Source organism: Ensifer adhaerens, from assembly GCF_002007205.1.
GTDB lineage: Bacteria > Pseudomonadota > Alphaproteobacteria > Rhizobiales > Rhizobiaceae > Ensifer > Ensifer adhaerens_D.
This window is the reverse complement of record NZ_LAZS01000001.1, coordinates 116,351-134,340: the sequence shown is the minus strand read 5'-3', so window position 1 is coordinate 134,340 and position 17,990 is coordinate 116,351. Positions and strand designations below refer to the sequence as shown.

Here is a 17,990-nt window from a genome sequence, read left to right as displayed (position 1 = left end):
TCAGTGCGCAACGGCGGCGGCAGCCGCCTCGTCGATGAGCCGGCCGGTGCGGAAGCGCTCCAGCGTCAGCCCTGCGGCGAGACGATGTGGTTCGCCCTTGGCGATCAGATGGGCGAAGAGGTGAGCCGAGCCCGGCGTCGCCTTGAAGCCGCCCGTACCCCAGCCGGCATTCAGGAACAGGCCCGGAACCGGCGTGACGCCCTGGATCGGCGAGCGGTCCTGGGTGACGTCGACGATGCCGCCCCACTGCCGCATCATCTTGACGCGGCGGAACATCGGGAAAAGCTCGCAGATGGCGTCCAGCGTGTGCGTGATGATCTGCAGGCCGCCGGTCTGCGAATAGGAATTGTACTGGTCGGTGCCGGCGCCGATGACGAACTCGCCCTTGTCGGACTGCGAGATATAGGCGTGCACCGAGTTCGACATGACGACGCAGGGGAAGATCGGCTTCAGCGGCTCGGAGACCAGCGCCTGCAGCGGCTGGCTCTGCAGCGGCACGCGAACGTCCGCCATCTGCATCAGCACCGAGGTGTGGCCGGCGGCGGAAATGCCGACCTTCTTGGCGCCGATATAGCCGCGATTGGTGTCGACCCCGACGACACGGCCGGTCTCGTCGCGGCGGATGCCGGTCACTTCGCAGTTCTGGATGATGTGCACGCCGCGGTCGGAGGCAGCGCGCGCATAGCCCCAGGCAACGGCATCGTGGCGGGCCGTGCCGCCGCGGCGCTGGAGGGCCGCGCCGTTGATCGGGTAACGCGCCGTCTTGGCGATATCGAGCGGCGGGCAATAGGCCTTTGCCTGCTCCGGCGTCAGCCATTCGTTGTCGATGCCGTAGAGGCGGTTGGCATTGATGTGGCGCTTGAACGACTGCTGGTCATGGATGTTGTGCGACAGCATCATCACGCCGCGCGGGGAATACATGACGTTGTAGTTCAGGTCGTGCGACAGGTTCTCCCAGAGCTTCAGCGAATGCTCGTAGATGTCCATGCTCTCTTCATAGAGATAGTTGGACCGGATGATCGTGGTGTTGCGGCCGGTGTTGCCGCCGCCGATCCATCCCTTTTCGAGCACCGCGACATTGGTGATGCCGTGCTCCTTGGCGAGATAATAGGCTGCACCCAGGCCGTGACCGCCGCCGCCGATGATGATCGCGTCATACTCTTTGCGCGGCTCCGGCGACGCCCAGTGCGGGCCCCATCCCTTGTGGCCGCGCAGCGCCTCGCGCGCCACGGCGAAAACTGAATATTTGCGCATCGCCCTTAAACTCCATGAACCCCGGTGATCATTCTCTTGGGCGTTAGAAATCGCAAATCCGAGACCTGCGCAACGTTTCTTTTGCGACGCATTTGCGTGGACTTGCGCGCAGTTGCGACATGGCTATGGATCGGTTAAGCGGCGGACGCGAGATCGCGCGGCGCCCGCAACTCAGGTTTTTTCAGCGCCTCCTCATGTCGTCGCTGGACTTTCGCCTGACGTTCTGGTATCCGCTCACCTAATCGTAAAGCTTCCAGCTTAGCGAATGTCATTCTTTTGCCTCCGCACCTGACGGAGCTGCAAAACAACTCGAACCAAGGAACGGGATTCACGTGCAGGTACTTGTCCGCGATAACAATGTCGATCAGGCGCTCCGCGCTCTCAAGAAGAAGATGCAGCGCGAAGGCATTTTCCGCGAAATGAAGATGCGTGATTACTACGAGAAGCCGTCCCAGAAGCGCGCCCGCGAAAAGGCCGAAGCCGTTCGCCGCGTCCGCAAGCTGGCACGCAAGCGTGCACAGCGCGAAGGCCTCCTGGCTCGCTGATTTGTCGTTTTTTCGACGCTATTCGATGTAAGTCGTGGCGGGGGCGAAATATCGCCACCGCCTTTTTTTGGTATGGACATCTTTTCCGCCGACAGGCTAGCGTGCTCGACGCTGCCACCGGCGGACGACCGACCGGAGTGTTTGGACCGGTGGTCTGCCAAGGCCGACTTTGGCCCGGCTTGAGGAGCCCGCGGGGAGTTCAGCGGCTCCAGAAACGGAAAGCCGATGGCTTTCGAGACCTTGTCAATTTGAGGGATCAACCTTTGACACTTGCTGCCATGACTGCGGACGTCTCCGGTTTTAATGTCCATGAGGCGTCTCGCCGCCACCAGCGCAAGCCGCGGCTTGCCGCCATGCTGCTTCTCGGTTCGGCCCTTCTCATCGCCGGCTGCACGACCGACGGTCCGGACTCCGTCACCAACAAGGTCGAGCGCGAACAGGGTTCGCAGGAAAACATCGCCTCGCTGTCGAGCGTGATCGCCTCCAATCCGAGCGATCCGGAAGGCTACAATGTCCGCGGCTCGGCTTACGGCCGCGCCGGCGAATACCGCCGCGCCATTGCCGATTTCGACCAGGCGATCCAGCTGAACCCGCGCTTCTACCAGGCCTATGCCAACCGGGCGCTCGTTCACCGCAACATGGGCAACACCCAGGCAGCGCTTGCCGACTACAACATGGCGCTGCAGCTCAACGCCAACTATGACGTCGCCTATATCGGCCGCGGCAATCTCTATCGCCAGGCCGGCCAGCTCGATTCCGCCTTCAACGATTTCAACAAGGCAATCCAGCTCGACACGACCGATCCGCGCGCCTATCACAATCGCGGCCTGATCTATCAGGCACGCAACCAGCACGGCCAGGCGATCGAGGACTTCTCGACCGCGATCTCGCTGTCGCCGAGCTCGCCCGAACCCTATAACGGCCGCGGCATCTCCTATGTCGCTCAAGGGGACGACGACAACGCGTTTTCCGACTTCAACACCGCGATCAACCTCAATGGCAAGGTTGCCGAGTCCTGGGCCAACCAGGCGCTGGTCTATGAGCGCAAGGGTGACAAGGCCAAGGCCTCGAAGTCCTATTCGCATGCGCTGCAGCTCGACCCGAAATACGAGCCGGCGCGCGCCGGCCTTGCCCGCGTCAAGGCGTCCTAAGCGCTTCAATCTTGTTTGTAAAACGCCCGCGATCCACCCGCGGGCGTTTTTGTTTGCGCATGGGCGACCCGTTCGCCGTCGGCAGCAACGGAACATTCCGGGCCATCGTCCGTTTGCCAACAGGCATCAAGAACGGAGACTGAGCCATGATCAAACGAACCATCGTCACCGCGCTGGCGCTCGCCGCCCTCGCCACAGGCCCGGCCGCCGCGCAGAACTATGTCGCGCTCGGCCGCCTCGTCTGCGGTTCAGAAGGCGGCACCGGCATGATTGTGACCTCGACCAAAAACCTGATGTGCACCTTTACGCCCGCCAATGGCGCGCCGAAGGCGGTCTATGCCGGCACGATCCGCAAGATCGGCATCGATATCGGCAAGACCGGCAAGAGCACCATGATCTGGGACGTCTTTGCCAAGACTGGCACGCCGATCAGCGAATTCGCCCTTGCCGGTGAGTATTACGGCGTCGGCGCCGATGCGAGCCTTGCCGTTGGCGGCGGCGCCAAGGTGATCGGCGGCGGCACCAACAAGGCGTTCATGCTGCAGCCGGTCAACGTCCAGGTCCAGGAAGGCCTGAACATCGCCGTCGGCATCGACGAACTGACACTGGCGCCTGCCGGCTAAGCATGCCAAGTCGGAGACCTGACACAAAACGCCCGCCAAATGGCGGGCGTTTCGACATTCCCAGGCGCGCTGGATTTAGGCGTGCAGCGCCTTGACGATATCTTCCGTCACCTTCTTGGCGTCGCCGAGCAGCATCATCGTGCCGTCCTTGTAGAAAAGCGTGTTGTCGATGCCGGCATAACCGGAGCCGAGCGAGCGCTTGACGAAGAGGCAGGTCTTGGCCTTGTCGACGTCGAGGATCGGCATGCCGTAGATCGGCGAGGACTTGTCGTCGCGGGCGGCCGGGTTGGTGACGTCGTTGGCACCGATGACATAGGCGACATCGGCCTGCGCGAACTCGGAGTTGATGTCCTCGAGCTCGAACACTTCGTCATAGGGAACGTTCGCTTCCGCGAGCAGCACGTTCATATGGCCGGGCATGCGGCCCGCGACCGGATGGATCGCGTACTTCACCTCGACGCCGGCGGCCTTCAACTGGTCGCCCATTTCACGCAGCGCGTGCTGCGCCTGGGCGACCGCCATGCCGTAGCCGGGCACGATGATAACCTTGGAGGCATTCGCCATCAGGAAGGCCGCGTCGTCGGCCGAGCCCTGCTTGACCGTGCGCTGGACACCGTCGTCGCTCGCTGCCGCCGCCGTCTCGCCACCGAAGCCGCCGAGGATGACCGAGATGAACGAGCGGTTCATGCCCTTGCACATGATGTAGGAGAGGATCGCACCGGAGGAACCGACGAGCGCACCGGTGATGATCAGCGCCAGGTTGCCGAGCGTAAACCCGATGCCGGCTGCGGCCCAACCCGAATAGGAGTTGAGCATCGAGACCACCACCGGCATGTCGGCGCCGCCGATCGGGATAATGATCAGCACGCCAAGAACCAGCGACAGGGCGACGATCAGCCAGAACACCGTGGTGCTCTGCGTCACAACCAGCATGATCACCAGCACGACGAGCGCAACCGCAAGGCCCGCATTGATGGCATGACGGCCCGAAAGCATGATCGGCTTGCCGGACATGCGACCGTCGAGCTTCAGGAAGGCGATGACCGAACCGGTGAAGGTGATCGCACCGATAGCGACGCCGAGCGACATTTCGACGAGCGCCTGCGCATGGATGTCGCCGATCGTGCCGATGCCGAAGCTTTCCGGCGCATACATGGCGGCAGCCGCCACCATGACGGCGGCAAGACCGACCAGCGAGTGGAACGCCGCGACCAACTGCGGCATCGAGGTCATGGCGATGCGACGCGCAATCACTGCGCCGATGCCGCCGCCGATGGCAAGGCCGAGCACGATCAGCATCAGGCCGCCGAAGCTCGGCTTGGCGAGCAAGAGCGTGGTGACGATGGCAATGCCCATGCCGACCATGCCATAGGTGTTGCCCTTGCGGCTGGTGGTCGGGTGCGAGAGGCCGCGCAGCGCCATGATGAACAGGACGCCGGAGACGAGATAGAGGAAGGCTGCGAAGTTGGCGTTCATCGGGCCGGCCTCACTTGTCTTTTTTCTTGTACATGGCGAGCATGCGCTGGGTGACGAGGAAGCCGCCGAAGATATTGACGGAGGCCAGCACCAGCGCCACGAAGCCGAAGCCAGTCGCAAGTCCGGAGGCCGAGATACCGACGGCCAGCAGCGCGCCGACGACGATGACCGAGGAGATCGCGTTGGTGACCGCCATCAGCGGCGTGTGCAGCGCCGGCGTCACCGACCAGACAACGTAGTAGCCGACGAAGATCGCCAGCACGAAGATCGCCAGGCGGAAGACGAAGGGGTCGATCGCGCCGCCGGTGGCGCCATGGGCGACAGCGCCGGCCGCATCGGGCACATATTCGGCCGCGGTGCGGACTGCTTCCACCGCCCGGTCGAGATCGGCGAGCGCCTTGTCGAGAAGTTCATTCGCCATCACTTGTCCCCCTTGCTGGCGCCGAAGTTCGGATGCACGACCTGACCGCCATGGGTGAGCACCGTCGCCTTGACGAGCTCGTCTTCCATGTTGAGTGCGAGCGCCTTGGTCTCCTTGGAAACCATGGTCTCCAGGAAGGTGACGAGGTTCTTGGCATAAAGGCCGGAGGCGGAAGCCGCGATGCGGCCCGGAACGTTGAGATGGCCGATGATCTTGACACCCTCGACTTGCGCGACCGTTCCGGCCTCGACGCCCTCGACGTTGCCGCCGCGCTCGACCGCGAGATCGACCGCGATCGAACCGGGCTTCATGCTCTTCAGCATCTCACGGGTAACGAGCCGTGGCGCCGGGCGGCCCGGGATCAGCGCCGTGGTGATGACGATGTCCTGCTTGGCGATATGCTCGGCGACGAGTGCCGCCTGCTTCGCCTGATACTCCTTGGACATTTCCTTGGCGTAGCCGCCGGCGGTTTCGGCCGCCTTGAACTCGTCGTCCTCGACGGCGATGAACTTGGCGCCGAGCGAGGCGACCTGCTCCTTGGCGGCCGGACGAACGTCCGTCGCCGACACCACGGCGCCGAGACGACGCGCTGTCGCGATCGCCTGCAGACCGGCAACGCCGGCACCCATGACGAAGACCTTGGCCGCCGGAACCGTGCCCGCCGCCGTCATCATCATCGGCAGCGCCCGATCATATTCGCAGGCGGCGTCGATCACCGCCTGGTAGCCGGCAAGGTTTGCCTGGCTCGACAGCACGTCCATCGACTGCGCGCGGGTGATGCGCGGCATCAGCTCCATGGCGAAGGCGGTCAAGCCCGCAGTCGCCATTTCGGCGATCGCCGCCTCGTTGCCGTAGGGATCCATGATCGCGATGACAATCGCCCCGGACTTGTAGCCGGCGATCTCGGCGCTTGTCGGCCGACGCACCTTGAGCACGACATCGGCCGTCTTGGCGTCGGCGATCGCGCCGATGCGGGCTCCTGCCTTCTCATACTCAGCGTCCGGGATACGCGACAAAAACCCGGCATCCGCCTCGACGACGACGTCGAAGCCGAGCGCTTTCAGTTTCTTCACGGTATCCGGTGATGCGGCAACGCGACCCTCGTTCGGGTCCGTCTCCTTAGCGACAAAGACAATCTCGCTCACAAATCCCCCTCCTGGCCGCAATCGAGCCAAGGCCGGAATGCGGGCATTCTTTCCGACTGCAAAGCGGGTGGCCCCACCGAGCCAACACGCCCCCATGTGTCAGGCGCGGGGCGCCGGCACAATCTCCTGGAGCAAGTCATCGCCTGGATGCACGGACCGTTGACGATCCGCCGGCATCGAGCCTCGATCGGGCTCTGCGGGCCTGCTGTCCACTCCTCCCTCACGCAGTGAGGATAATCCGCCCCTGCCCTTCGAGGGGCGTCCGGGGCTCAAGCCACACGCGTCGGCGCCTCCAGCCGGCGACATGCAGCTTCGTCCGGGCAAGCGCCCGGTCGCCGAGGAAGCACGTTCAGCGCTCCCTCAACGGTCGGTTCGGTCGCGCCGATTAGCGAAGGAAAAAGAAACCGGCGACGTTGAGCAGGATGAAAAGCACGATCGAGGAGAACAGGCCCATCGTCGTGAAGAAGCCGGCAGCCATGGCAATCAGCAAAGCGACGCAGAAAAGCGTGCCGTACTTCGATGCGCTCAGGAACATGAGGTAGGTCTTCTCGTGTTCCGGATAGTCCATCGGCGCGCCCACATCGACCGGTCCGGAATGATGCTCAGCCATCGTTCAAATTCTCCCTGAATGCCACGGCCCGACCTTAAGGTCATCGCCGCCCCTATCGAAAGCTGGGTCCGCAAAAGTCGCGAAAACCCTTGTAGCTGCCCTTACACAATGCTTGAGCCCGGCGCAACGAAAACCCGTTCTTTAGCAGTGCCTGATGGGCGAAATGTCGCGCCTGGCGGCAGGGGCGGCGCGCAGGGGCGCGCGCCGATCCGGCGGCACAATCCGGGCCACCTACCGGAACACGGACGTCCGGTAGGAGCGGCCGTAGCCGGTCTGCGCCATGCGCGCGGTCGGCAGGATCGTCAGCGGCGCGAACGGCACCTCGCTGCGATCGGCAAACATCATGCGGCGCTCGAAGGGCTCCGAATCGAAGATCGGGTAGCGATCGAGGATCGAGGGCCGCTGTCCCCGCACCTGCGCCACAAGCAGCGCGCCATCGGCATTGTAGACGCCGAGGTTCTCGCGCTTGGCAACAACCGTCTCCGACGCAAAGATGCGCTTGTAGAAAGCCGTGTGGCGCGGACGGCAGGCCGTCAGGCAGCGATCGGCGGAGAAATACTCGCATGCCATCGCCACGGGGCGCAGCGTCAGATAGGGAAGCGCCCGCATCTCGTCGCCGATGACATCCGGATCGACCGCCAAGCGGCCGGGATCGACCAGGACCATACCGGCATCGAGGAACGCGTCGATCTCCGGACCGAAGATCATGCCCGACGTGCTGGCGCGATGATCCGGCGTCACATGATGAACGCGCACGGTGCTGACAAGCACTTCGTCGAGATAGAGGCCGAAGACATAGGCGTGACTGTCGAAATCGAGATCGTCGATCAGCGTCGAGCCGGTCAACTCCATCAGGTTGACGGACTTGTAGGACTTGTAGCGCAGCCGCGCGATGTCCTCCATGTCCTCGCCGGTCTCGACCCGCCGGTATTCGACGCGATCGAGCAATTGCATCAGTTTTTCAGAAAAACGCCCAGGCTCCGCCTGGTGACCCGTCTCACCCATACTCAACACCTCATGGTTAACGAATCGTTAACCTATTGAGCGGGATGGGTGCTGCAACCACAAAACGAAACAGTTCACCGTTAACTTTCTGTTAACCCTGAAAATGCGTGAACTTATTCGGTCGATTTGGAATCAAGCGCACCAAAGCGGGATGAATTTGCCACACCTAATCAATGGCTTGCTACCGGAAGAGCAGTAGCAAGACAGGCCGGATTCTGAAGAATTCGGCGTCAGGCGATGCGCTTGCTGGTTGGCTTTGTGCCTCGTTTTGGCACGCCGTTCTTGCAAAGCGTGGCAATGGCCGAGGCCGGCATGGGTGCGGCAAAAACAAAGCCCTGTATCAAATCGGCACAATTGTGCTCGTTGATCAGCTGCAACTGGTCTGCCGTCTCGACGCCCTCGACCACGATGCGCAGACCGAGCGCGCGGGCAAGGTTGGCTGTCCCGCGCAGAAGCTTGAAGCGCCGCGAATCCTCGCGGATGTTGCGCACGAAGGAACGGTCGATCTTGATGATGTCGACCGGCAGGGCGTCGAGGTAGCTGAGGCTCGAATAGCCGGTACCGAAATCGTCGATGGCGATGGTGATGCCGAGGCCGCGCAATTCGCGCAGGATCGCCTGCACCTTGAGCGGCTCGTCCATCAGGCAGCTCTCGGTCACTTCCAGATGCAGCCGCGCAGCGTCGAGACCGGTTACGCGAAGCGCGTCCGTCACCATGACCACGACTTCGCTGCTGCGCAGGTCGAGCACCGACAAATTGACCGAGACGGACACGTCGCCCGGCCAGTCCATGCAGTCCCGGCACGCCTGGTCCAGGACAAAGCGGGTGATTTCCGTGACGAGGCCAAGCTCTTCGGCAAGCTGGATGAACACGTTCGGCGGCACCGGTCCGCGTTCGGGATGCGTCCACCGCGCCAGCGCCTCGCAGCATTCGACGCGCCCGCCGCTCGGTGCGAACATCGGCTGGTAGGACAGCGTCAGGCTGCGGGCGTTGATCGCCTCGCGCAGGTCGGCCTTCAGCTTCTGGCGGTCGACGTAGCGGGCATCCATCTCGACTTCGAAGGCGGTGCAGCCGCCGCGGTTGCGCAGCTTGGTTTCCGAAAGCGCAAGATCGGCCTTGATCTGCAGGTCCTCGAGCTTGAGGTCGGCACTCGAAGCGATGACGAAGCCGGCGCTCATCGTCATGCTGAAGGTGAAGCCGCCGGCTTCGTAGGTGCCGCGCAAGTCGGCATGAAGCCCGCGCATCCGCTCTTCGAGAGCAAAAGCTTCGCCACCATCGGGAATAAACACGACGAACTCGTCGCCCATCAGCCGCGCGACGATCGCATCGCCGCCGGCAAGCGCTCTCAGCCGGCCGGCGATGGCCTGAAGCAGCTTGTCGCCGACGATATGGCCACGCATGTCGTTGACGTGCTTGAATTCCGTCACGTCGAGAACCATCAGCCCGACCAGCCGCTCGGCCGTGTCGTCCGCGCTCACCGTCGCCTGCACCAGCTCCCCGAAATAGTCGCGGCTCGGCAGCTCCGTCAGCTTGTCGAACCGCACCATATGCAGGATCTGCTTTTCCGCCTGGACGCGCGCGGTCACGTCTTCAAAGATCAGTACCGTATCGCCGTTGTCGCGGCGGCTTGCCGAGAATTCGAGATGCAGTTCTTCGCTGACCGGGATCAGCACCTGCGGCCGCCTGCCCTTGAGCAGCAGGTCGAGCTGCCGCAGGATGATTTTGGTCTTGTCCTGGTCGAGCCGCATGCGCCGCGCGCCGCGCCGGATCACGTCATCGAGCAGCCAGCTCTTGAGTTCGGTCCGGTCGCCGAGGGCCAGCAATTCGCAGGCCCGCTCGTTGGCGACGACCACCCGGCCGTCGCCATCGAGCATGAACAGGCCATGCGTCATGTTGTTGAGTGCGGTGTCGAACTGGCCGGCGATCGTCGCGATCTCGCGCGCCGCCATCACATTCTCATAGAGAAAGGCGCGCACATTGTTGGCCATCATCCAGGTGGACAGGATGAAGGGCAGGATCAGCACGGCAAGTGCCAGCATGAACACGTCCTGCAGCGTGATCAGGCCGATGACGATCGGCAGGCAGGCCGACGATGACAACAGCAGCACGGCTCGCTCCGAGCCGTAATTGCGGCCGACGAGCGAAATCATCGAGGCTAGCGTCACCGAAATGGTGGCGAGCTCGGAAAAGGAGTCCTGGCTGACGGCAATGGCATAACCGCAGGCAATGCCACAGGTCAGCGTGACGCTGACGCCGCCGACGATATAGCGGTTCTCCCATTTTCGAACCATCGCCCGGTCGGCATTGGAGAAGTCCTGACGGTCGAACCGCGCCATGTCGAGGTTGCGCAGCGCCCAGAGGACGAAGATCACGGCGGAGCAAGCGAGATAGAGCGGATCACTGGTTTTCAGATAGACGAGCAGGAACGTCACGACATGCGACAGCATGCCGATCACCAGCGTTTTGCGATGTTCGTAGAGCGAGCTCACGGATGACAGATACACGTCAGTCGGAAGAGCGCTCTGTCCAAGTCGCATCATGAACCAAGCTCCGGTTTACCGGATTGTTAGGGGTGATGACTTAACGAAAGATTTCGTCTAACGCCCCGAAAAACGTATCGAATCCCAGCAAAACCACGGACTTTCGCCGGCATCGCCCAAGAGTTCAACTCAGGTGTGCGAACGGCATGGGACAATACTCGGTTTCTACAACCAAACATAGGCATTCGCACAATAAAAGGGCTCGCCCGCAACTTCGGCAATTCTGCGACGCTCGTAAATGATCCCAAACTTGCGCCTGTGATGGTTACTCGTTCTTGAAGAATTACCTGTGATTTCCTGCCGTTTCGGATCGCTCCTCCTGTCTCTATGCCCCGGATCGGCGCCGCAACCGCGCTCACCACCTTCTCAGTTGACTTTCATCTGCAACTGAAGGCAAGGCTTTTCTCAAGCATCCAACGGAGCCTGAAGATGTCGAAACCTGTCGTTGCCATCCCCTGCGATTTCCGCGAATTCGACGGCAATGTCTGGCATGTCGTTGCCCATCAATATGTGCGCGCCGCCGTCGAAGGCGCCGGCGTCATGCCCTTCCTCATCCCGGCGCTCGAAACCGGCAACGACATCGACGAGATCCTCGACCGCGTCGATGGCGTGCTCGCCAGCGGTGCCCGCTCGAACGTCCATCCCTCGCTCTACGGCCGCGAGGCCAAGGAGACTGACGGCCCCTTCGATCCCGGCCGCGATGCGACCAGCCTGCCGCTCATCACCCGGGCAATCGAGCGCGGCGTACCGCTGCTCGCCATCTGTCGCGGCATTCAGGAACTGAACGTCGCGCTCGGCGGCACGCTCGCATCCGAAATCCAGGACCAGCCGGGGATCTGGGACCATCGCAAGCCCGACGTGAAGGAACTCGACGTCGCCTATGGCATTCGCCAGGACGTGATCGTCAAGCAAGGAAGCTGCCTCGCGCCCGTGCTCGGCGCCGGCCGCATCCGCGTCAACTCGCTGCACCGGCAGGCGATCGGCGCTGCCGCACCCCGCCTTGCGGTCGAGGCGGTTGCCGACGACGGCACGATCGAGGCGGTTTCGGTGATCGGAGCCAAGGCCTTTGCCGTCGGCGTGCAATGGCATCCGGAATACTGGGTGCGCACAGACACGCCGTCCGCAAGCCTGTTCAAGGCGTTCGGCGAAGCCGTCAGGACCTACGCGGCCGGCCGCCTGGCGGCCTGATCCTTCCGGTTGCCCGCGGGCCTTAGACCGCGCGTCGACTGAACGGTGTTTCCGGCACCGGCGTCAGCGCCTTGCCGGTCGAAAACCACGCTTCGATGTTGTCGACGACAAGATCGGCCATGGCGTTGCGCGTGACCACCGATGCTGAGGCCACGTGCGGCAGGAGCGAAACATTCGGCAGCGCCATCAGTGCCTCCGGCACCTGCGGCTCATTCTCGAAGACATCGAGACCGGCACCGGCAATCACCCCGGTCTGAAGCGCCTCGATCAGCGCCTGTTCGTCGACCGTCGTGCCGCGCCCGACATTGATCAACACCCCGTTGCTGCCGAGCGCCGAAAGTACCCCGGCATTGATCGTCCGCCGCGTCGCCTCGGTGCCGGGCACGATGACGACGAGCGTGTCGACCGCGCCGGCCATTCCGACGAGCGTCGGATGGTAGGCATAGGAAAGGCCCTCGCGCGGGCTGCGGGTATGATAGGCGATCGACACGCCAAAGGCTTCGAGCCGCCTGGCGATCGCAAGGCCGATGCGTCCGAGACCGTAAAGGCCGACGCTGCGTCCGCGCAACGACAGCGGCGACAGCGGGAAAGCGCCGTCGCGGCTCCAGCGACCCTGGCGCAGCCATTGCTCGGCCTGCGGCAACTGGCGAACTGTGTTCAGCAACAGCCCGACCGCCGTGTCGGCCACCTCTTCAGTCAGGACGTCGGGCGTATTGCTGACGGCTATGCCCCTGGCGGCCGCGTGCGCGACCTCGACCCCGTCATAGCCGACGCCGAAATTGGCGATGATCTCAAGCCCAGGCAGGGCATCCATCAGAGCAGCCGGCACACGGCCGGCAACGGCGATCGCCTTCGCATCCCGCATCTCCGAAGTCACCAGAGCCGGATCGGCGCTTTCGATCCTGACGATCTCGAACTGCTCCGCCAGCCGGTCGAGAACCCGTTGGTTGATCTTTCCGGGCACGAGAACGCGGATGCGGGACGCAGGCATATGGATTTCCTATCGGGATCTCAGGCGATGACCCGCAAGGGGCCGGTCGACTGCCGGATGCGCATCTCCGGCTTGATCAGGTGAATACCATCCGGCTCATGGCTGCCGGAGAGCTTGTCGAGCAGCGCGCGGGCCGCACTGCGGCCGACGTCGGCCTGGCCGTTCCAGACGGTGGTGAGCGCCGGCGTTGCGATCGAGGCTTCTTCCAGGTCGTCGTAGCCGGTGACCGAGATGTCGACGCCCGGCACGAGACCGGCGCGCGCGATGCCGTTCATCATGCCGATCGCCACGAGGTCGTTCCAACAGACGACCGCGGTCGGCTTCTGCGGGAGCGAAAGCAGGTGCACCGCCGCCTCGAAGCCGCCCTGCTTGGTGCGCGGGCCGGGAATGCGCAGTTCCGGATCGACTTCGATATTGGCCTTGCGCAACGCGTTGACGTAGCCCTGGTAGCGGTCGCGGCCGGTGGACGTCTCGTCCGTGCCGCCGACCATGGCGATGCAGCGGTGGCCAAGGCCGATCAGATGGTTGGCGGCAAGCGAGATGCCGTAGGCGTCGTCGCCGCGGAAGATCGGAACATCCACGCCCTCGATCGAGCGGGCGATCAGGATCGCCGGCATGCCGTTGTCCTCGGCAAGCTGGATGTCCTCCAGCGGCGTGCCGATCGCCGGCGACATGATGACGCCGTCACCGCCGAGTTGCAGCAGCGTCTCGATGAAATCGCGCTGCTTGTCGACGGAATCGTAATGGTTGGAAAGAATGAAGGTCTGCTTGTCGCGATCGAGCTCGGCCTCGATCGCCTTGAGGATTTCCCCGTAGAACGGGTTCATGATGTCGTGCACGACGACGCCGATGATGCCGGAGCGGGACGTTCTGAGACTGGCGGCGCGGCGGTTGTAGATGTAGCCGAGCGCACGCGCCTGTTCCTTGATCTTGTCGCGTGTGACAGTCGCCACCAACGGGCTGTCACGCAGGGCCAGGGATACCGTCGCCGTCGAAAGACCGAGTGTTTCCGCGATCGTCGAAAGCTTGACCTTTTGCGCCACGATGCCCCCTGTAAGCCCTGTTTCGCCCCATCCGCACGAACCCCAGCCAGGAGTGGTGCGGAAAACCGTTCGGCATCCTTCGCGCGCCTTTGCCAGCGCACGCGTGCCATAAATTTAAATCCCTATTTAAACTGTTTAAATCGCCGCTGCAATATGCCGCAACGCCGGCTCAGTCGGCCGCGCGCGCAGCCTGCAGATTGCTGTCGACGGCGCGCAGCAGTTTCATCAGCGTGCGGACCTGTTTGTCGGTCAGCCCGCGGGTCGCGAGCTTTTCCGAATGCTGACCGGCCTCGGCGATCGTCTGCAGCCGGTTGCGGCCGGGCTCGGTGAGATAGACCTTGGTGAGCCGGGCATCATCGTCGTCCGGACGCCGCTCGAGAAAACCCTGGGCTTCCATGCGGCCGATGGTGCGGGTCATAGTCGGCGCCTTGACGCCGAGCTTGGCGGCGAGCCCGCCGGCCGTCAGGCCATCGGTTTCGGCAAGCGCCAGCATCACGCCGTCCTGTCCGGCATAGAGGCCGCTTTCGAGCAGATTGCGGGAGAGCACGGTGCGCATGGACCGCGCAGCCTGGACAAGGACGGCGGCAAGATCGTGGGGCTCGATCAGGAGCTCGTCCTTTTTCTTGCCGTTCTTGCCCTTCTTTTCGGCCTTGTTCTTCTTGCCCATTGGACCTCCTGCCGAATCCCGTCTCGAACACTTATAACAATACAGCTTGCGATTACGAACTGTATGACTCAAATAACAATTTTACGACAATTGACGCGGAGGATCGAAGAGAAATGTCGATGCCTAAGGTGCGATGGCAGGACAATCCGGCCGACCTTCCCGCGAGCGCCCGTCGCGACTGGATCGCGGTGCTGCCGCTCGGCGCACATGAGCAGCACGGGCCTCATCTGCCGTTCGAAACCGACACGCTGATTGCCGAAGGCATCGTCTCCCGCACGATCGCCGCCCTGCCCGCCAACCTGCCGGTGACTTTCCTTCCGACCCAGCCGATCGGCTACTCGATCGAGCATATGGACGTTACCGGCAGCCGCTCGCTTGCCTATGGAGAAGCAGTCGAGCGCTGGCTCGGTATCGCCGCCAGTCTTCATGAGCAGGGCATCCGCAAGTTTGTGATGCTGAACGCCCATGGCGGCAACGCGCCGCTGATGACCATCGTCGCCACCGAGGCGCGGGTGCGCTTCAATATGCTGGCGGTTGCAACGAGCTGGACCCGCTTCGGCCAGCCGGACGGCTGGATTTCGCCCGAGGACAAGGCGCTCGACATTCACGGCGGCGATATCGAGACATCGGTGATGCTGGCACTTCATCCCGGCAAGGTCGATATGGCCAAGGCCGCGCGCTTTTCCTCTCGCCAGCAACAATTTGCGGAACGCTTCAGGCATCTGCGCGCCTATGGTCCTCACGCCTTCGGCTGGAAGATGCGCGACCTCAACAGCGACGGTGTCGCCGGGAATGCCGCCGCAGCCACGGCGGCGCGCGGCGAGATCCTGGTCGCCCACGCGGTCCGCGGATTTATCGAACTTCTCGAAGACGTCAGGGATTTCGATCCCGACGGGCTGGCCTGAGACCCGGCAAACACTTTCTTTGCGCTTTTGCGCTATCAGATGCCCAAATGCGCACGGCGTAGGGCAAAAAACCATGGCGAAGATCATTGCGCTCGGCGCCTATTTCTATCAGGCCGTCATCGCCTTTGGCCTGCTGATCGTTGTCGCCCATTGGCTGGCGCCGGCGGATTATGCCAGCTACTCGCTGTTCATCTCCATCTGTCAGTTCGCCGCCATCGCCGCCTTCGAATGGGTGCGCTTCGCCTGCACGCGCTTTTACCCCGGCCCGGACGCTGAAACAGAGGCGGCAGAACGGCGCACCATCCTGGTCGAAGCGCTTGCCTGCGCCGTCCTGTGCCTGATCGCGGCGGGCCTGTCCTTGCTCTTCGGCGTGCCGCCTGTCGTCGCCCTTGTCGGCGGTCTCGTCTCGATCGCGCAAGGCGGCAGCGACCTGCACTTGACCATGCTGCGCTTCCGCCAGGATTTTCGCGCCTTCTCCGTCTTGCAGGGCTCGCGTGCCACCATTCTTGCCGCCGGCACGCTTGCGGGCGCGCTGGTCTCCCCCAGCTTCCTTTCGACGGTCACCGGCCTTCTCGGCGGCTATGCGGCCTACGGCCTTCTTGCCTTCATTCTTTCGCGCCGCGCCGAGAACCGTACTGCCACAGCGCTCGACAGCGCCCGGGTCCGCAAGCACCTCGTCTATGGCAGCGTTTCGGCAGGCGCGGCGACGGCCGCCATGTTTGCGCCACTCGCGCTAAAGGCCATCTTTACCACGGCGCTCGGCACGGCGGGCGCTGCCGGCGCGCTGCTTGCGCTCGACTTGCTGCAGCGCCCCTTCGTGCTGATCGTTTCCGCCCTGCAGGCGATCCAGTATCCGGAAATCGTCGCCGCGCACGACCGGACCGAGGATCGCACAGGCCTTGCCCGTCAGCTCGGACACTACTACGCGCTGCTGACGAGCTTTGCGTTGATGATGGCAGCCGGCATTTTCGCCGTGCTCCTGCCCGCCGCCTGGCTCGTCGTCAGCCCCGACCTGCAGCAAGCTTTTCTCGCCACCGCGCCCGCCATCATCGTGCTTTCGCTTGTTCGCACGCTGACGCAGATCATGCTGCCGACACCGCTGCATCTGAGGCAGCGTCTGGCGCTGATCCTGCTCCTCGCGGTCATCGACTGTGCGCTCCTGAACCTCGGCGCGCTGACGGCCCTGCTCATGGCCGGGCCGGACGGTGCGGCGCTCGCCTGGGGCAGCACCATCGGAGCGATCCTCGCCTCCTTGGTCGGCCTGCGGCTGATGTCATCGCTCGATTTCGATTTTTCCTGGCCGCCCGTACTCTTCGCCGCCGCTGGACTTGGCGCGGCGATACTCGCCTTCTTCCTCTCCGGCGAAACCAGCTACGGCACGATCGGCTCCGGTATCGTCGTCGGCGGTCTGCTCTGCCTGCTTTCCCTCAACCAGCTGCGGCTGATGATGCGGGCACCGCGACCTGGCGCCGCCTAGGCGCTAACAGAAACTGCACGAATTTCCGGTTAGATCGCCGCCGAAACGAGCGGGGAGCGCATCATGAACATCGTCGTCGGCATAGCGACCGCGGGACGCCGCGAGGTCCTCAGCGAGACCTTGCTGCACCTGACGCGGCAGGCGCGCCGGCCCGATGCGATCTTTGTCTGCCCGAGCACGGCCGAGGACATCGACGCGGCATTCGCTGAGACCTTGCCGGTCCCGGTCACGATCGTTGCGGGCGAACGAGGGCTGACGAAACAGCGAAACGCCATCCTCACGTCCGCCGGCGCCGCCGATCTCCTCATCTTCTTCGACGACGATTTCCTGCCGCGCGGCGATTTTCTCGCGGAAGCTGAGAAACTCTTCGAGGCAGCGCCCGATATCGTTGTTGCAACGGGGCTCGTCCTTGCCGACGGCATTCACGGCCCGGGCATTTCGGTCGAGGACGGCCTGGAAATCCTCCGACGCGACGGCGTGGCGACCGCGGGCAGCCCGCCGGTACCGGTCTACAACGCCTATGGCTGCAACATGGTCTTCCGTTTCTCCGCCATCGCGGCCGACGGAACCCGCTTCGACGAGCGTCTGCCGCTCTACGGCTGGCAGGAGGATGTCGATTTCTGCCGCCGCCTTGCCGAACGGGGGCGGATCGTAAAGTCCGATGCCTTGCGCGGCGTGCACCTCGGCAACAAGCGCGGCCGGACCTCCGGACTTCGCTTCGGCTACTCGCAGGTTGCCAATCCGCTCTATCTCTTCCGCAAGGGCACCGTCAGCCTGAGATGGGCACTGCGCCTGATGGGCGGCAACATCGCCGCCAACCTCGCCGGTAGCCTCAAGCCGCAAGGCCTCGTCGATCGGCGCGGCCGCCTCAAGGGCAACGTCATCGCCTTTCTCGATCTCCTGCGCGGCCGCATGGATCCGCAACGCATGCTCGAGCTCTGATCGTTCT

The 17,990-nt window shown here is 63.5% G+C and carries 17 protein-coding genes; 7 read left to right on the top strand and 10 right to left on the bottom strand.

Annotation, left to right across the window (positions count from 1 at the left end):
* Positions 1–1,254: a sarcosine oxidase subunit beta family protein gene (locus XB14_RS00610; RefSeq protein WP_077959698.1), complete on the bottom strand. Its 1,254-nt coding sequence runs from the start codon at positions 1,252–1,254 to the stop codon at positions 1–3.
* 332 nt (positions 1,255–1,586) lie between these two features.
* On the opposite strand from XB14_RS00610, the gene rpsU reads away from it, so the two are divergent.
* The 3 genes from rpsU (at position 1,587) to XB14_RS00595 (ending at position 3,573) form a co-directional block, all read left to right on the top strand.
* A complete protein-coding gene (gene rpsU / locus XB14_RS00605) occupies positions 1,587–1,799 on the top strand; it encodes a 30S ribosomal protein S21 (protein ID WP_034786884.1) in 213 nt (70 codons plus the stop codon).
* A gap of 263 nt (positions 1,800–2,062) precedes the next feature.
* Entirely contained in the window at positions 2,063–2,950 is an 888-nt protein-coding gene (locus XB14_RS00600; RefSeq protein WP_077959697.1) for a tetratricopeptide repeat protein, read from the top strand.
* Positions 2,951–3,096: 146 nt separating this feature from the next.
* A complete protein-coding gene (locus XB14_RS00595; RefSeq protein WP_077959696.1) occupies positions 3,097–3,573 on the top strand; it encodes a DUF992 domain-containing protein in 477 nt (158 codons plus the stop codon).
* A 75-nt stretch (positions 3,574–3,648) separates the two neighbouring features.
* On the opposite strand, the gene XB14_RS00590 is transcribed toward XB14_RS00595, so the two are convergent.
* From XB14_RS00590 to XB14_RS00565, 6 genes are all read right to left on the bottom strand, one after another.
* The gene (locus XB14_RS00590) at positions 3,649–5,049 is read right to left on the bottom strand and encodes an NAD(P)(+) transhydrogenase (Re/Si-specific) subunit beta (RefSeq protein WP_077959695.1); all 1,401 of its coding nucleotides are present in this window, start codon (positions 5,047–5,049) and stop codon (positions 3,649–3,651) included.
* A 10-nt stretch (positions 5,050–5,059) separates the two neighbouring features.
* Positions 5,060–5,470 carry an NAD(P) transhydrogenase subunit alpha gene (locus XB14_RS00585; RefSeq protein ID WP_066878745.1) on the bottom strand — a complete coding sequence of 137 codons (411 nt, stop codon included), beginning with the start codon at positions 5,468–5,470 and terminating at the stop codon, positions 5,060–5,062.
* Positions 5,470–6,615 (bottom strand): Re/Si-specific NAD(P)(+) transhydrogenase subunit alpha, encoded by a 1,146-nt coding sequence (locus XB14_RS00580; RefSeq protein ID WP_077959694.1) that lies wholly within the window; start codon positions 6,613–6,615, stop codon positions 5,470–5,472. Before XB14_RS00580 ends, XB14_RS00585 begins: the two co-directional genes overlap by 1 nt.
* Before the next feature lie 385 nt (positions 6,616–7,000).
* Positions 7,001–7,225: an aa3-type cytochrome c oxidase subunit IV gene (locus tag XB14_RS00575; protein ID WP_077959693.1), complete on the bottom strand. Its 225-nt coding sequence runs from the start codon at positions 7,223–7,225 to the stop codon at positions 7,001–7,003.
* 231 nt (positions 7,226–7,456) lie between these two features.
* Entirely contained in the window at positions 7,457–8,179 is a 723-nt protein-coding gene (locus tag XB14_RS00570) for an N-acyl amino acid synthase FeeM domain-containing protein (RefSeq protein ID WP_234803923.1), read from the bottom strand.
* Positions 8,180–8,460: 281 nt separating this feature from the next.
* Positions 8,461–10,770, bottom strand: coding sequence for a putative bifunctional diguanylate cyclase/phosphodiesterase (locus XB14_RS00565; protein ID WP_077959691.1), 2,310 nt, complete (start codon positions 10,768–10,770; stop codon positions 8,461–8,463).
* Positions 10,771–11,199: 429 nt separating this feature from the next.
* Between XB14_RS00565 and XB14_RS00560 the strand changes: the two genes are divergently transcribed.
* On the top strand, positions 11,200–11,958 hold the full coding sequence (locus tag XB14_RS00560) for a gamma-glutamyl-gamma-aminobutyrate hydrolase family protein (protein WP_077959886.1): 759 nt from the start codon (positions 11,200–11,202) through the stop codon (positions 11,956–11,958).
* Positions 11,959–11,980: 22 nt separating this feature from the next.
* Here the strand turns inward: XB14_RS00560 and XB14_RS00555 are convergent, their stop codons facing one another.
* From XB14_RS00555 to XB14_RS00545, 3 genes are all read right to left on the bottom strand, one after another.
* A complete protein-coding gene (locus XB14_RS00555) occupies positions 11,981–12,949 on the bottom strand; it encodes a 2-hydroxyacid dehydrogenase (RefSeq protein ID WP_077959690.1) in 969 nt (322 codons plus the stop codon).
* Between the two features lie 20 nt (positions 12,950–12,969).
* Positions 12,970–13,992 (bottom strand): LacI family DNA-binding transcriptional regulator, encoded by a 1,023-nt coding sequence (locus XB14_RS00550; RefSeq protein WP_034786913.1) that lies wholly within the window; start codon positions 13,990–13,992, stop codon positions 12,970–12,972.
* Positions 13,993–14,161: 169 nt separating this feature from the next.
* Positions 14,162–14,659: a MarR family winged helix-turn-helix transcriptional regulator gene (locus XB14_RS00545; protein ID WP_077959689.1), complete on the bottom strand. Its 498-nt coding sequence runs from the start codon at positions 14,657–14,659 to the stop codon at positions 14,162–14,164.
* A 113-nt stretch (positions 14,660–14,772) separates the two neighbouring features.
* Between XB14_RS00545 and XB14_RS00540 the strand changes: the two genes are divergently transcribed.
* The 3 genes from XB14_RS00540 (at position 14,773) to XB14_RS00530 (ending at position 17,983) form a co-directional block, all read left to right on the top strand.
* Positions 14,773–15,564 carry a creatininase family protein gene (locus XB14_RS00540; protein WP_077959688.1) on the top strand — a complete coding sequence of 264 codons (792 nt, stop codon included), beginning with the start codon at positions 14,773–14,775 and terminating at the stop codon, positions 15,562–15,564.
* Positions 15,565–15,637: 73 nt separating this feature from the next.
* Positions 15,638–17,041, top strand: coding sequence for a hypothetical protein (locus XB14_RS00535; RefSeq protein WP_077959687.1), 1,404 nt, complete (start codon positions 15,638–15,640; stop codon positions 17,039–17,041).
* Positions 17,042–17,104: 63 nt separating this feature from the next.
* The gene (locus XB14_RS00530; protein WP_077959686.1) at positions 17,105–17,983 is read left to right on the top strand and encodes a glycosyltransferase family 2 protein; all 879 of its coding nucleotides are present in this window, start codon (positions 17,105–17,107) and stop codon (positions 17,981–17,983) included.
* Positions 17,984–17,990 lie beyond the last annotated feature (7 nt).

What these genes read in the sequence shown, in the direction of transcription:
- XB14_RS00610 (WP_077959698.1), bottom strand. Translation starts at nt 1,254, where the DNA reads ATGCGCAAATATTCAGTTTTCGCCGTGGCGCGCGAGGCGCTGCGCGGC.
- XB14_RS00595 (WP_077959696.1), top strand. Translation starts at nt 3,097, where the DNA reads ATGATCAAACGAACCATCGTCACCGCGCTGGCGCTCGCCGCCCTCGCC.
- XB14_RS00590 (WP_077959695.1), bottom strand. Translation starts at nt 5,049, where the DNA reads ATGAACGCCAACTTCGCAGCCTTCCTCTATCTCGTCTCCGGCGTCCTG.
- XB14_RS00585 (WP_066878745.1), bottom strand. Translation starts at nt 5,470, where the DNA reads ATGGCGAATGAACTTCTCGACAAGGCGCTCGCCGATCTCGACCGGGCG.
- XB14_RS00575 (WP_077959693.1), bottom strand. Translation starts at nt 7,225, where the DNA reads ATGGCTGAGCATCATTCCGGACCGGTCGATGTGGGCGCGCCGATGGAC.
- XB14_RS00570 (WP_234803923.1), bottom strand. Translation starts at nt 8,179, where the DNA reads ATGCAATTGCTCGATCGCGTCGAATACCGGCGGGTCGAGACCGGCGAG.
- XB14_RS00565 (WP_077959691.1), bottom strand. Translation starts at nt 10,770, where the DNA reads ATGATGCGACTTGGACAGAGCGCTCTTCCGACTGACGTGTATCTGTCA.
- XB14_RS00560 (WP_077959886.1), top strand. Translation starts at nt 11,200, where the DNA reads ATGTCGAAACCTGTCGTTGCCATCCCCTGCGATTTCCGCGAATTCGAC.
- XB14_RS00555 (WP_077959690.1), bottom strand. Translation starts at nt 12,949, where the DNA reads ATGCCTGCGTCCCGCATCCGCGTTCTCGTGCCCGGAAAGATCAACCAA.
- XB14_RS00545 (WP_077959689.1), bottom strand. Translation starts at nt 14,659, where the DNA reads ATGGGCAAGAAGAACAAGGCCGAAAAGAAGGGCAAGAACGGCAAGAAA.
- XB14_RS00540 (WP_077959688.1), top strand. Translation starts at nt 14,773, where the DNA reads ATGTCGATGCCTAAGGTGCGATGGCAGGACAATCCGGCCGACCTTCCC.
- XB14_RS00535 (WP_077959687.1), top strand. Translation starts at nt 15,638, where the DNA reads ATGGCGAAGATCATTGCGCTCGGCGCCTATTTCTATCAGGCCGTCATC.
- XB14_RS00530 (WP_077959686.1), top strand. Translation starts at nt 17,105, where the DNA reads ATGAACATCGTCGTCGGCATAGCGACCGCGGGACGCCGCGAGGTCCTC.